Here is a 12,643-nt window from a genome sequence, read left to right as displayed (position 1 = left end):
CGCTATGAAAGCGCCTTAAAAAACTTGATGCCTTACTACTATATGCCGATTTATGGTACTCGTGCCTATACATTTTGTTGAGAGCAACGCAACAAAAAAGCGGCTAATCATTCGGATTAGCCGCTCTGGTATATAAGGTTATGCCAACGTCTTGCTCATTATATAATCAATCTGCTCCTCATCGCCCATATAAAACGAGTGGGCTCCCGTCCGAACGAATCCCGCCTTCTCATAAAACGTTATGGCGTTTTCGTTCTTCTCCCAAACCCCAAGCCAGAGCTTCTTTTTGCCATAACCAATAGCGATTTCCAATGCTTTGTCAAAAAGATGCTTGCCCAGTCCTTTTCTCTGGAAGCCGGAACGAATATAAATCCTTTCGATCTCAAGCGCTTCGTCACCCATCGCTTCCGTTTGGGCATCGTCTTCGTTTACCTTTAAATAACCGGCGGCTTCTTCATCGCAATAAATAAAATAAAATTCCGAAGACGGATTGGACAGTTCCGCTTCCAGCTTCTCCGTGTTAAAGGCCCGCTCCAAATAAGCCTGCATCTGTTCGGGCGAATTCTGTTCTTTAAAGGTATCGTTAAAGGTTTCAATGCTTATCCGCTGGAGTAACGGCAGCTCCTCACGGCCGCATCTGTTGATGATAACGGTCATTTCAGAATGGCTCCTTTAGGAATAAGGCTTATGCAGCCCTGTTGTTATCCTAAATGTTATCTTATTTTTGTTGTATTTGCAACAAAAAAATAACCCATAAGCTGATCCTCTACTCATCCATGGCTGCAACTTTTCGCCCTCCGATGAATGATTTCGCCCAGAAATACATGCCCATGCCGAATAAAGTAATCATGCCGCCTGCAAGCTGAAATAAAGAGATGTTTTCTCCGAGCAGCAGATACGCAAGAATAATAGCAAGAACCGGTTCGCCAATAATGCCTACCGATACGGTAGTGGCTCCGATGGATTTCAACAGTACGTTAAATAAAAATTGACCAAAAATGGTCGGGATAATCGAAAGCAGCAAGAAGTAAATCCAATCGGACGAGTTATAATCCGCGAGAGAGTAACGGTTCAGCAAATTATGGATAAGCAACACGACGCCGCCGATGAAAAATACGATAATGCTGTAAATATTGGCATCGATTTTGCTGCTTACTTTCTGCCCCGCGAGCAAGTAACCGGACACGGCTAGCGTGCCGATTAACGATAAACCGTCCCCAATCAACGCTTCTCTCGATACGCCTATATCTCCCCATGCGATAAGGATGGAACCGAACAGCGCCGCAATCAAGCATGATACCGTAAGTACGTTAGCCTGTTCTTTAAACAATAAGTATGAACCAATCATGACAAACAAGGGCTGTAAGGCCAAGATGACCATGGAGCTTGCGACCGAGGTATGCACCAGGGATTCCATCCAGAACAAAAAGTGGAGGCCTAACAATATGCCGGCCAGGACCACGATACTCCAGTCTTTCCTATTCAGCTTTATGGAGCGAAGCCGCCTCCACGGCACAAAAGGCAGCATGATTATAACGGTAATAAACAGGCGGTACATCCCCGCCACGGAAGTTGGCGTATCCGAGAATTTAATGAGGATCGATGAAACCGAGACAGACAAAATACTGATAAATAACAATACGAACGGATGAGAGGGCAAAGAAGCTTTCGTTAATTTAAGCATGGTTCCTCCAAGCAAATAGACAATTACCCGTGCACGGGAATTGTAAGGGTAAGCCTAAGCTGGATATAATAATATCATCGCGGTTGTTTATTTTGTGCAATAATATCTTTCATTTATATCGATATATCGTCAACTAAGGAGCATGACTGTGGGGAAACAATTATACGAGGCCATACAATTTCCGGACGAGACCTTTCCGTACATCATGTACAAGCATACGATCCATCGCTCGATTCCAGAAGGCAGAGGCTTTAACGATTTGCATTGGCATGAGGAATTGCAGATTACGCTAGCGACCAAAGGGAATTTAACGATCCAGATTAACGGAATCGACTATCATTTGCATACGGGTCAGGCTATATTCATCAACAAAAGCGTCCTTCACATCGTGACTCACCTGACTGCCGAAGGCGAATATGTCAGCTTTAACTTCCCGGAGAAGCTGCTTGCCTTCTATTCCGACAGTGCCATGGAAAAAAACTATGTCCTTCCGTTTACCAACTCCTATCTGTTATCCTGCGAGATTAAAGGCGATACGGAATGGCAAAAGCTGATTTTGAACATTCTCTGGTCCATGAAAAAGGAATTCGAAATTAAAAAAAGCTGGGGATGGCAGTATGAGGTGTCGATCAAAACCGTTCAGCTCTGGTTAATTCTGATCTCGAATATCTCCCTGCCGTCGGAAGAATCCTCCAAGCATAACCGGTTGAAGCAAGAGCGGCTGCAATTGATGCTTAGCTTTATCCATCAGAACTATTCAAATCCGGTAACGTTGAAGGAGATTGCCGATGCCGCGCATTTAAGCGTGTCGGAATGTACGCGCAGCTTCAAAACCAGCATTCATATGACTCCATACTCCTACCTGGTTAAGTACCGGATTAACAAAAGCTGCGAGCTGCTGCAATCGACGGAATATACGATAACCGAAATAGCCAGCAGAGTGGGCTTCAATCACGTGAACCATTTTATCCAGGCCTTTAAAAAGGATCTCGAGCTTACGCCTAAGGAGTTTCGTAAAATGAGAACGGAATAGTTAGACAAGAAAACCGCCAAGCTTGGCGGTTTTCTTGTCTCTATTCGTCCTGCAAAGTCAGGCTGGCCAATTCGGCTTCGGTAAAACGAAAACGGCTGCAGCCGATGCGACGCGGCATAACGCTACTTTTTCGCCAACCTCTTCACGGCGTTCTGCGCTGCCTCCATAATCGCTTCACCCAATGTAGGATGAGGATGGATGGTTAACGCCAGATCTTCGACAGTCGCTCCCATCTCGATGGCAAGGCTAAGCTCCGATACAAGGGTGGAAGCCTCTGCTCCAACCACTTGGGCTCCCATAATCAATCCCGTTTCCGCATGGGCGATCACTTTTACGAAGCCTTCCGGCTCTCTGACTGCCAAAGCCCTTCCGTTTATGCCAAATGAAGACCTTCCGGCAATCGTCGGGATCGCTTTTGCTTTGCACTCCGTTTCGCTTAATCCGACGCTTGCCAGCTCCGGCCCGGAGAATACGACAAGCGGGATCACTTTGTAATCAACCATTGTTGGCAATCCGGCAATAGCCTCGGCTGCAACTATAGCTTCGTAAGAAGCTTTATGGGCAAGCGCCGGTCCTGCGGTAATATCCCCGATTGCAAAAACATGAGGAACTTCGGTCCTGCATTGCTTATCCGTCTCCAATAATCCTTTGCTTGTTGTCCGCAATCCGATTCGGTCAAGCCCTAGGCTTCCATCCGTATTTGGTCTTCTTCCGACCGTTACCAACGCATAATCGGCTCTAATGGAGTGGCGGACGTCATTTCTGACGTAATGAAGCGTAATCCCTTCCGAATCCTGCTCCGCTCTAACAGCTGTGGCTTCGGTTACGATGGTCATCCCGTCGGCATTCATTTGCTTCGTAACCGGAGCAACCAGATCTGCTTCGAACCCCGGCAAGACTTGTTGTCCCCCCTCCAAAATAGTGACCTTGCTGCCGAATTTCGCGTACATCTGTCCCAGTTCAACCCCGATGTAACCGCCCCCGATCACAATCAGGCTCTCCGGTATGCCAGCAAGCGACAAAGCTTCCGTCGAAGACAAGACACGGCTGCCAAAGGGAATGGCCTGAAGCTCAATCGGACGAGATCCCGTCGCCAAGATTGCGTATTTGAAAGCTACTACCCGCTCCGTCTCCAATTGTGTGATCCTGGCCGTATGCTCATCCATAAAGCTCGCCTCACCTTCCAGAACCGTTACGCCGGCACTCTTTAAGAGATATTGAACGCCTCCGGATTGCTTGTTGACGATCGCTTCTTTAAAAGCCTGGGCCTCCTCAAAAGAATCCACGGAGCTGGAACGGCTCCATAACCTGCGCGAATGATAGCGATGCGCCTCCGCGATTAACGCTTTGGAAGGGATACAGCCCACATTCGTGCATATACCGCCTATTTGGCCGCGTTCAACCACGATTGTCTTCATTCCAAGCTGCGCTGACCGTACAGCCGCCGCATAACCTCCCGGCCCTGAGCCAATGACTAAAACATCTGCTTCTATTGGTCTGTCCATTTTCGATAACCTCCCAAACTCTAAATATGATGACCGTAATATATTATTATCATCATATTTAGATGGAGTCAATATTTCGGATATCTGGCGAATTAAAATTGCATAAACGTTAAAAATCCCTATAATAATATTAAGACCATCATATTTACAGGAGTGTTGGGATGCCCTATACCAAAGCCCATAAACTAAATATCCGCGAGAAAATCGTACAAAATGCTTCCAATGAATTCCGCCGGAAGGGTATCAAGGAAGTTAGCGTTCCTCAGATCATGAAGGGGGCCGGCTTAACGCATGGCGGTTTCTATGCCCATTTCGCGAATAAAGATCAACTCGTGGCCGAAGCTTGCCGGAAAGCCATCGAAGAGACGATTAATGTTCTGCAAGGAGCTACGGTCCGGAAAGAAGAGGCTGCCAAATTACAAACCGTCATCGATTATTACCTCAGCACCACGCATCGGGATCAACGGGAAATCAGCTGTATCCTCCCTACGCTGTCCAGCGAAATCTCCCGTTCTTCGGAAGAAATTAGAGAAGCGTTTACTTTGGAGGTCACCCGATTTTTCAGCTTCATAGCGGGAATGATCGGAAAAAACAATGAAAAAAGCATGGCCATTGTAAGCTCTATGGTTGGCGCCTTGTTACTAGCCCGTTCGGTTAACGATCCCGAATTAAGCCAGAATATCTTGGATGCCAGCAAGCGATATGCCAAAGAAATGGCTGCCTTGCAATAAGTCATTCAAGCAGCTCGAGGACGTTATATTAATGTATTGTTAAGTTTATAAAAAAAGGTAAGTAGTGTTGCAACCTTTTATGGAAAAGCCCGTCTATGAGGAAGGAACGTTCCAAAAACTTGATGAGGTGATTCCAGCATGACGAAAAAATCCAAATTCGTTACTTTAGCAGCTACAGCCGTACTTACCCTGTCCATTGCCGGACAGAGCTTTGCGGCAACAAATCCGTTCTCGGATATTGCCAATGTACCCGCTAAGGATAAAATTGCGGCTTTGCAAAATAAAGGCCTGGTGCAAGGCGTTGGCGAAGATCGCTACTTCCCTAACGCAACGCTGACGGCTGCACAAGGCATTCAGCTTATTGTTAATGCTCTTGATCTGAACATCGATACGCTTCGTTTCTTCAAAGAGCCTCACGCTACGGACTATTTCCCGAAAGCAGACGATAATGCTTGGTATGCGGATGCGCTTATCATTGCGGCTAACAATAACATTGGCTTGCCGAATGATCTGGATCCTAACAAAACATGGACCAAAGAAGAGTTCACCCACCAGCTTATCCTTGCTATTGAGCAGCACAGCAATCTACCGATGATTAAGATTGCTCCGGTGGAATTCAACGATCAAGACGAGGTATCCATTTCGTACGATGGTTCCGTCCAAAGAGCGCTTGTTCTGAAAATCGCCGAGCTTGACCAGGATGGCAACTTCAATCCTACCGATGATATTACTCGCGCGGATGCAGCCGTACTCATCTACAATGCACTCGCCTATATCGGTGAAGCTCCGGCTCCATCGGCTGAATAATAATTATAAAAAAACAGCTGGCCCACATGGCCAGCTATTTTTTTTGCGAATGACCTTGTGCATAATGGTGGATAGAATATCCATAATAATACAGGTGATATGAATTGAAACGCACAAGGAGCAGATATACGTGAAAATCAAATGGATGCTGGCATTACTTTTAACCTTCGGGCTCGTTATTACCATGAATCCGGCAGGTGTATCCGCTCAGGCGGCAAAGGAACAGAAAGCGGAATGCATAACTCCCAAAATGGCACAACTGAAAGCGGATATGCAGAGACTTTTCATCGACCATACCATCTGGACGAGAAGCTATATTGTAAGCGCGCTATCGGATCTTAAAGATCAACAGGACGTTTTGGACCGACTTTTGAGAAACCAGCAGGACATCGGCAATTCAATTAAATCTTACTATGGGGAAGCAGCCGGAAATAAGCTTGCAGATTTATTTAGAGAACATATTGTGATCGCTGGAAAAATCGTAGCGGCTGCCAAAGCAAATAAACCGGACGAAGTAAAGAAGTTAGAGGCGGATTGGCATAAAAACGCGGATGATATAGTCACCTTTTTAAGCTCTGCAAATCCAAACTGGCAGTTTAAAGCCTTGCAAGATATGATGTACACTCACCTTCAGTATATTACAGAGATAGTACTGAACTATATTAAAGGAGATTGGAAGGCAGATATTGCAACGACGGATCAAAATGAGACACACATGATCCATCTGGCGGACATGCTAACGGAAGGAATCATTAAGCAGTTCCCTAATAAGTTTTAGACCTGAATATAAATTGAGGCTCATCTTGTCTAAAGCCTCTTTTTTATTTTCGAATTTTACGTTATCGGACAATACCGACCTGACATAAGCATCAAAAGGCGACAAATATGGGAGGGTGGTTACAATTGAATGAATTTGTAACTCGTTCGTTAGATGAAATTCGATTCTGGTCCAGAATTATGAAAGAGCATTCCCTATTCTTGAAACTTGGATTTCGCTGCGATGACACCCAGCTCATTCAAGAAGCTAACGGATATTACTCCGTGTTTGAACAGATTGAAACAAAAGCGCATCAATATAATGCTAATACTGACCCTCAAACCATCCGGGCATTTAATGTAGAGGTATATAATGCCGCCGTTCATATATATGTTTTTAAACGCAAGGTGCTTGGTTTAATCATAAGCTGCAAGCTCCCAGGCGGAAACAACTTCCCCCTCTTGGTAGACCATACTAGCAGAGAAGCCAACTACTTTAGAAATCGTCTCGCCGAACTTAATAACGGTCAGTTGGAACCGCTGCATGATGCTATTATTGATGAGAATGTATTCTTCTTAAAAATCATGGCTGACCACGCCAAATTCATTGGGCATCTGCTTGATCCTTCAGAACGGAAATTAGTGGAGCAAGCAAGGGATTTCAGCAATGATTTTGATACCTTGCTTTGGCAAGCCCAAGATTTAAGCTCCATGAGGCCCCAGTCACAGACCCAACCCTTATTGACTCAATTTTTGGATCAAAATCGTGTTTCCGTGGTCAGCCTTCGCGATTTCAAAAAGACTGCAAGGGACCTTATCGAGGCCTGTCGCATTAAGAGCATCATTCACCCTTTGCTTGCTGATCATGTTTATAGGGAAGCCGAGCGATTCCTGGAAATTATCGATATGTTCGAAAATCATTTAAAAGGGAATCGGCCGCCGGATTTTGATTATAATTCACTGCATTGAGTTTCCTTTAGTTAGTAACACAACAGCCGGTCACTGTGACCGGCTGTTGTTTAGCTGTTCATATAATGTCGTTAAACTTTCGGACACTGTTTGATGAGCGGTATCGATAACGATGCGATCTCGGTCCCAAGGGTCGTACTGCCTGTTCCTGACCTGCTCCCACGTAGGTAGAACAAAGCCGGAAATATCGGCTTTGCGTGTTTCGACCCGATGCCTATGCTCGCGTTCGTCAGAGCACACCACTTCGATTTCCACAAACGGGACTTCAAGCGATTCCGCCACATTGCGCCAAGCCTCACGCGTGATTGGAATGGGATTAACCGTATCCGCTATCACGTCAAGACCTAACCTGAGATTCTGCGATGCAATAGCGTAACATACCATGTAACCCTCAGGTCCATCGACCAACATTCCGGCCTCCTTCATTGCCTGCTCCACCGCATCAACCCGGAGATACACACCCCGTAACTCCCCAGCCAAAGCCGAGGATAAAGTTGTCTTCCCGGTACCCGGCAGCCCGCTAAATATATAGAGCATTTCATCCGCCTCCCTCGCAACCCGATAGTTGATTTTTACGGCGATTCCGAAAAGCAACTCCGTAAAATAACTTAATCCCTCCGGCGACAAGCCGACATTCAGGCCATATTGAAACCTGACTGCGTTGTCTTCCGCGAGGGATTTTATTTTGCTGAAGAATTTTCATTAATTTGATTAAGCAGCTTCTGAATGGTACCGTTCAATACGCCGATCTCCGATTCGCTCATCCCGCTTGCTTCAAGAAGCGAATTCGGCACGCACATCGATTGATCTTTGAGCGCAATACCTTTGTCGGTAATCCGGATATGCAGAACCCGCTCGTCTTCCTTCGAACGTTCCCGCCGGACAAGTCCCGCGGCTTCCATTCTCTTCAGCATCGGCGTCAACGTACCGGAATCCAGGACCAACTGCTCGCTGATATCTTTGACCGACATCGTCTCATGCTCCCATAATGCAAGCAAGACCAGGTATTGAGGATAGGTTAAGTCCAAATCGTCCAAGAGCGGCCGGTACATGCGAAAAATAGCTCTCGAGCACGCATATAACGAAAAACACAAATGAGCATCCAACGGTATATGAGGCCCCTGTTTATCTTGATTCATCGATCATCCCTCCTCTGACGTTTCTTCGCTGCCCTTCATATTACAATCCTTTTTCTAAAAAAACAATGCAGCTAAAGAAAGCCCTTTGAGCGAAAGCTGGTCAAAGGGCTCTTCATCTTCAGCTTAAGGGGCCGCTTACTCCGCGAGCTCGCGCAAAGCAGCCAACGCGGCTTCGTAATTCGGATGATCGGACATCTCGCCCAAATATTCGACGTATCGGATGGTGTCGTTGGCGTCGACGATAAAGATCGCGCGTTGATCCAGCTGCAGTTCTTTAATCAGCACGCCATATGCCTCGCCGAAGCTGCGGTGTTTATAATCCGACAAGGTGATGACGCGCTCGATGCCGGCTGTCGCGCAGAACCGGCTTTGCGCGAATGGCAAATCAACAGAGATCGTCAATACGACCACGCCATCACCCAGCTTCGACGCCTCTTGATTGAAGCGGCGCGTTTGCGCGTCGCATACGTCGGTGTCCAGCGAAGGCACGACGGAAATAAGCTTGATCTGGCCTGTATAGTCGGAAAGGCTTGCTTCGGTCATTAGATCTTTGTTGATGGTGAATGCCGGGGCCTTGTCGCCGACTTTCAACTCCGGGCCTACCAGCGTAATCGGTTGTCCGCCTACTGTTGCTTTACCTGTACGTTCTTGTGTCATGATAAATAACCTCCATTAAATGATTAGTTTTATAATGCGCTGTTATAAAATCGATTCGAATTAGTGCTGCTCGAACAAGAAGCTTTCGCAATCCAATGCCGCTTTGGCGCCGCTGCCCGCCGACGTGATCGCCTGACGGTAGATCGGATCCATGACGTCTCCGCAAGCGAATACGCCGGGAACGTTCGTGCGGGAAGTTCCCGGAACAACTTCCACATAACCTTGCTCGTCGGTTTGGATCTGGCCGCCTAAGAACCCGGTGTTCGGACGATGCCCGATCGCAAGGAAGATTCCGTCGGTTTCCAGCACTTCTTCCTCTCCCGTCGCGTTGTTGCGAACTTTGAGACCGGTCACTCCTTTGTCGCCGGACAATACTTCCAGCGGTGCCGAGTTAAGGCTCCAAGAGATTTTGGCATTTCCGCGCGCGCGATCCTGCATGATCTGGGAAGCCCGAAGCTCCTCTCTGCGATGCACAACGCGGACCTCGGAAGCGAATCGCGTTAAGAACAACGCCTCCTCCATCGCGGTGTCGCCGCCTCCGATCACGATAATTTTTTTGTTGCGGAAAAAGAATCCGTCGCAGGTTGCGCATGTGCTAACCCCTTGGCCGATATTTTCGACTTCTCCGGGTATGCCGACCATTTTCGCGGAAGCACCGGTCGATAAGATTACCGCGTCCGCCGTTATTTCGGTGCCGCCTTCCAGGTATAACGTGAAAGGACGTTTCGATGCATCCACGCGGGTTACGAAGCCGGATTGAAATCTCGTGCCGAATCGCTCGGCTTGCTTGCGCATATTGTCCATAAGCTCCAGTCCCGTGATTCCATCGGGAAAACCGGGAAAGTTCTCGACCTCCGTCGTTGTTGTTAATTGTCCGCCAGGCTGCGTTCCTTCAATAACTAGCGGAGTCAGATTCGCCCTAGCCAAGTAAATGGCTGCCGTTAATCCCGCAGGACCCGTTCCGATAATAACCGTTTGTTGATGCATCATGTTTTCCCCCTCAGTTTCATTTGCAAACAATTAATTTGCATACAAACTTTATGAACCAATCATACTCGCCGCAAATTAGTTTGTCAACAAATTAATTTTAAACAATCTAAATAGCTGCGGTTATTTAACGCTGTCGCTCGCCATTTCACTTATCGGTATGATTGCATATACTAAAAAAACCGCCGAATTTCGGCGGTTTTTTAGTGTATGAAGAGTGCAGAGGTGACTATTTAACAAGCCGAATGATGTACCAGCCGCACAGCACCGCTAATGCAATCCAAACGGCAATAATAAATGTGCCTGTAATCCAATTTTTTGGTTTGCCTAATTTTCTTTGTTCCTCTGCCTTGGCTCGGTATTCTTCAAGCACTTCTTTTGGAAATAACCGGAGAGCTATGTAAACACCAAATGGAACGAGAATAATATCATCCAAATATCCGAGAACAGGTATAAAATCCGGAATCAAATCGACAGGGCTAAAAGCATAAGCAACAACGCAAATAGCAAATATTTTCGCAAACAACGGTAGTCTAGGATCACGATAAGCTAAATACATGACCATTAGGTTTGCTTTAAGTTTCCTCGCCATCGTTTTTAATTTATTTAGCAATGACGGCCTGGTTTCACTCGCTTTGGCGTCCATTGTGTAATCACACTCTTTACTTTCAAACATGTTTCAAATGCTGCAGCGTTTGAACGAAAATTTGCTCAACGTGTTCGTCATCAAGCGAATAGAACACGGTCTTTCCCACTTTGCGTCGCTTCACAATCCGCATATTGCGCAAGGAGCGCAATTGATGGGAAATGGCCGACTGCCCCATTCCCAGCACCTCGCATAAATCATGAACGCATAATTCGGATTGTAATAAGGTATGGATAATTCTAACCCGAGTCGGATCCCCTAATGCCTTAAATAAATCAGCTAAATCCGTTGCTGCGGAATCAGGCAACAGTTTTTCTTGTATTTTAGTGATATCAACCGCTGTTCCGTTGCAAGTCTCATCACATGCATCAACTAATGTTTTATCCGTCATAAGTACCTCGCCGTTATTTGTCTTCTAACGTGATGATCATTATAACATAGATGATATAAGTTAACTATGGAGCGGTCATGAGTTACGCATGAACATATTTTCAATTATTAATTCATGATAAGATAGATCCCGGTAGTCCAATTTTTCCTTGGAGTTGATTTTTTGTATATTTACTTTTTTGAAACTCTTCTTTACCTCTCGTTTGCCATCACCGCAGGCTATCTGGTACTTGAGTTTATCCCCAGCCGATTCAAACCGGAAGTCCATGTGCCCGCTCGCATGATCCAGTTAGCCGCTATCGGAATTCCGGTATTCTCTTTTGCTTCAATCGTAAGAACATCCGTTATTTTAATGGATTTTGCCCCGCAAATATCTTTCGCGGAAGTTCTCCTGATCGTTTTGAACGACTACTCCTTCGGACGGGCATGGATCATGAGTTTTATTCTTGGCAGCGCTTTATTTATGGTTATTTCTTTTAATGGCTTAAAGCATAAATCTTCGAAAGGGGTCGCAGCCGGTATTTGGGCTTGTTTGGTTCTGGTTCATGGATATGCGAGTCATCCCGCCGCACTCTCCAAGATTTGGGGACTACCAGCTCAAACCATACATGTTGGTGCTGTCTCTGTCTGGCTTGGCATTCTTATTCTTGTCGCTTGGTTTCGAAAAGGAAGCTGGAATTGGAAAGCCTTTACCCGCTGGTACACGCCGTTGTCGATCGCTTGTATGGCGCTAATCGTAATCGCGGGTTTTGTAATGATGTCAATCATCATCGAGGTTGGGTATATCAGCTCATGGGGAATAAATTATGGAGAGGCACTCCTATTGAAGCATTTATTGTTCATTCCTCTTATCCTGTTAGCATTCATGAATGGATTTCTAACCAAAATATATGCAAACGGCCAGAATAAACGTGGATTGCAATCCTGGCTTAAAGCAGAAAGTTTGGTTGCTTTATTTATTCTAATCACTACGGCATTCATGGGGAACCAGGAACCACCTCACGAGACAGAATCGGAGGAACCCGTGCCATCTAATTTGTTCAAATTGCTGCATGCTGATCTAAATGACTTATCGCTTCAATGGCAGTGGAATATGGCTGGCACCCTTTGCATGGCAATGGGCCTTATCTCGTTCTTTCTTTTATTTGCTGCCTACAGAAAAAACAAAATGGGGTTATTCACTGCCTGCACGGCGGCTGCTGTAATATTCCCTTTCTTAGGCTTGCTTCAATCCGTAAGTTAGAAAAAGTCCGATTCGAGAGACAGCTTTCCTTCTTTTGGGCAAAATAGGTTTGACAATTCCCGGTCTGCAACATAATATATGAGCAAGTATTCATAT

At 46.1% G+C, this 12,643-nt stretch carries 15 protein-coding genes; 6 read left to right on the top strand and 9 right to left on the bottom strand.

Going from position 1 to position 12,643, the window contains the following annotated elements; translation table 11 throughout:
- Positions 1–138: 138 nt before the first annotated feature.
- Both paiA and CFI03_RS16985 read right to left on the bottom strand, forming a co-directional pair.
- Positions 139–657, bottom strand: a complete 519-nt coding sequence (gene paiA, locus CFI03_RS16990; protein WP_248758133.1) for a spermidine/spermine N(1)-acetyltransferase — start codon at positions 655–657, stop codon at positions 139–141.
- Positions 658–766: 109 nt separating this feature from the next.
- Positions 767–1,684, bottom strand: a complete 918-nt coding sequence (locus CFI03_RS16985; RefSeq protein ID WP_248758132.1) for a DMT family transporter — start codon at positions 1,682–1,684, stop codon at positions 767–769.
- 148 nt (positions 1,685–1,832) lie between these two features.
- Here CFI03_RS16985 and CFI03_RS16980 point away from each other — a divergent pair, with 148 nt between their 5' ends.
- Positions 1,833–2,717, top strand: a complete 885-nt coding sequence (locus CFI03_RS16980) for an AraC family transcriptional regulator (RefSeq protein WP_248758131.1) — start codon at positions 1,833–1,835, stop codon at positions 2,715–2,717.
- A gap of 122 nt (positions 2,718–2,839) precedes the next feature.
- On the opposite strand, the gene lpdA is transcribed toward CFI03_RS16980, so the two are convergent.
- Positions 2,840–4,222 carry a dihydrolipoyl dehydrogenase gene (gene lpdA, locus CFI03_RS16975; protein ID WP_248758130.1) on the bottom strand — a complete coding sequence of 461 codons (1,383 nt, stop codon included), beginning with the start codon at positions 4,220–4,222 and terminating at the stop codon, positions 2,840–2,842.
- Positions 4,223–4,383: 161 nt separating this feature from the next.
- Between lpdA and CFI03_RS16970 the strand changes: the two genes are divergently transcribed.
- From CFI03_RS16970 to CFI03_RS16955, 4 genes are all read left to right on the top strand, one after another.
- Positions 4,384–4,953, top strand: a complete 570-nt coding sequence (locus CFI03_RS16970; protein ID WP_248758129.1) for a TetR/AcrR family transcriptional regulator — start codon at positions 4,384–4,386, stop codon at positions 4,951–4,953.
- Between the two features lie 138 nt (positions 4,954–5,091).
- Entirely contained in the window at positions 5,092–5,760 is a 669-nt protein-coding gene (locus CFI03_RS16965) for an S-layer homology domain-containing protein (RefSeq protein WP_201006052.1), read from the top strand.
- A 130-nt stretch (positions 5,761–5,890) separates the two neighbouring features.
- Positions 5,891–6,538 (top strand): glycosyltransferase, encoded by a 648-nt coding sequence (locus CFI03_RS16960; protein ID WP_248758128.1) that lies wholly within the window; start codon positions 5,891–5,893, stop codon positions 6,536–6,538.
- Between the two features lie 125 nt (positions 6,539–6,663).
- Positions 6,664–7,485: a DUF2935 domain-containing protein gene (locus CFI03_RS16955; protein WP_248758127.1), complete on the top strand. Its 822-nt coding sequence runs from the start codon at positions 6,664–6,666 to the stop codon at positions 7,483–7,485.
- A 30-nt stretch (positions 7,486–7,515) separates the two neighbouring features.
- On the opposite strand, the gene CFI03_RS16950 is transcribed toward CFI03_RS16955, so the two are convergent.
- The 6 genes from CFI03_RS16950 to CFI03_RS16925 all read right to left on the bottom strand — a co-directional run bounded on the left by CFI03_RS16950 (position 7,516) and on the right by CFI03_RS16925 (position 11,305).
- Positions 7,516–8,022, bottom strand: coding sequence for a P-loop nucleotide/nucleoside kinase family protein (locus CFI03_RS16950; RefSeq protein ID WP_248758126.1), 507 nt, complete (start codon positions 8,020–8,022; stop codon positions 7,516–7,518).
- Positions 8,023–8,165: 143 nt separating this feature from the next.
- On the bottom strand, positions 8,166–8,624 hold the full coding sequence (locus CFI03_RS16945; protein ID WP_248758125.1) for a MarR family winged helix-turn-helix transcriptional regulator: 459 nt from the start codon (positions 8,622–8,624) through the stop codon (positions 8,166–8,168).
- A gap of 135 nt (positions 8,625–8,759) precedes the next feature.
- Positions 8,760–9,281 (bottom strand): thiol peroxidase, encoded by a 522-nt coding sequence (tpx, locus tag CFI03_RS16940; RefSeq protein ID WP_201006043.1) that lies wholly within the window; start codon positions 9,279–9,281, stop codon positions 8,760–8,762.
- 60 nt (positions 9,282–9,341) lie between these two features.
- Complete coding sequence (gene trxB, locus CFI03_RS16935) at positions 9,342–10,268, bottom strand: thioredoxin-disulfide reductase (RefSeq protein ID WP_481857692.1); 927 nt, start codon at positions 10,266–10,268, stop codon at positions 9,342–9,344.
- Positions 10,269–10,497: 229 nt separating this feature from the next.
- Positions 10,498–10,914 (bottom strand): YkvA family protein, encoded by a 417-nt coding sequence (locus CFI03_RS16930; RefSeq protein WP_248758249.1) that lies wholly within the window; start codon positions 10,912–10,914, stop codon positions 10,498–10,500.
- Between the two features lie 22 nt (positions 10,915–10,936).
- Positions 10,937–11,305, bottom strand: coding sequence for an ArsR/SmtB family transcription factor (locus CFI03_RS16925; RefSeq protein WP_248758123.1), 369 nt, complete (start codon positions 11,303–11,305; stop codon positions 10,937–10,939).
- A 162-nt stretch (positions 11,306–11,467) separates the two neighbouring features.
- On the opposite strand from CFI03_RS16925, the gene CFI03_RS16920 reads away from it, so the two are divergent.
- A complete protein-coding gene (locus tag CFI03_RS16920) occupies positions 11,468–12,547 on the top strand; it encodes a copper resistance D family protein (RefSeq protein ID WP_248758122.1) in 1,080 nt (359 codons plus the stop codon).
- Positions 12,548–12,643 lie beyond the last annotated feature (96 nt).

This window comes from Paenibacillus sp. ATY16, from assembly GCF_003399985.2.
Lineage (GTDB): Bacteria > Bacillota > Bacilli > Paenibacillales > Paenibacillaceae > Pristimantibacillus > Pristimantibacillus glycanilyticus.
This window is presented reverse-complemented; position numbering and strand designations above follow the sequence as displayed.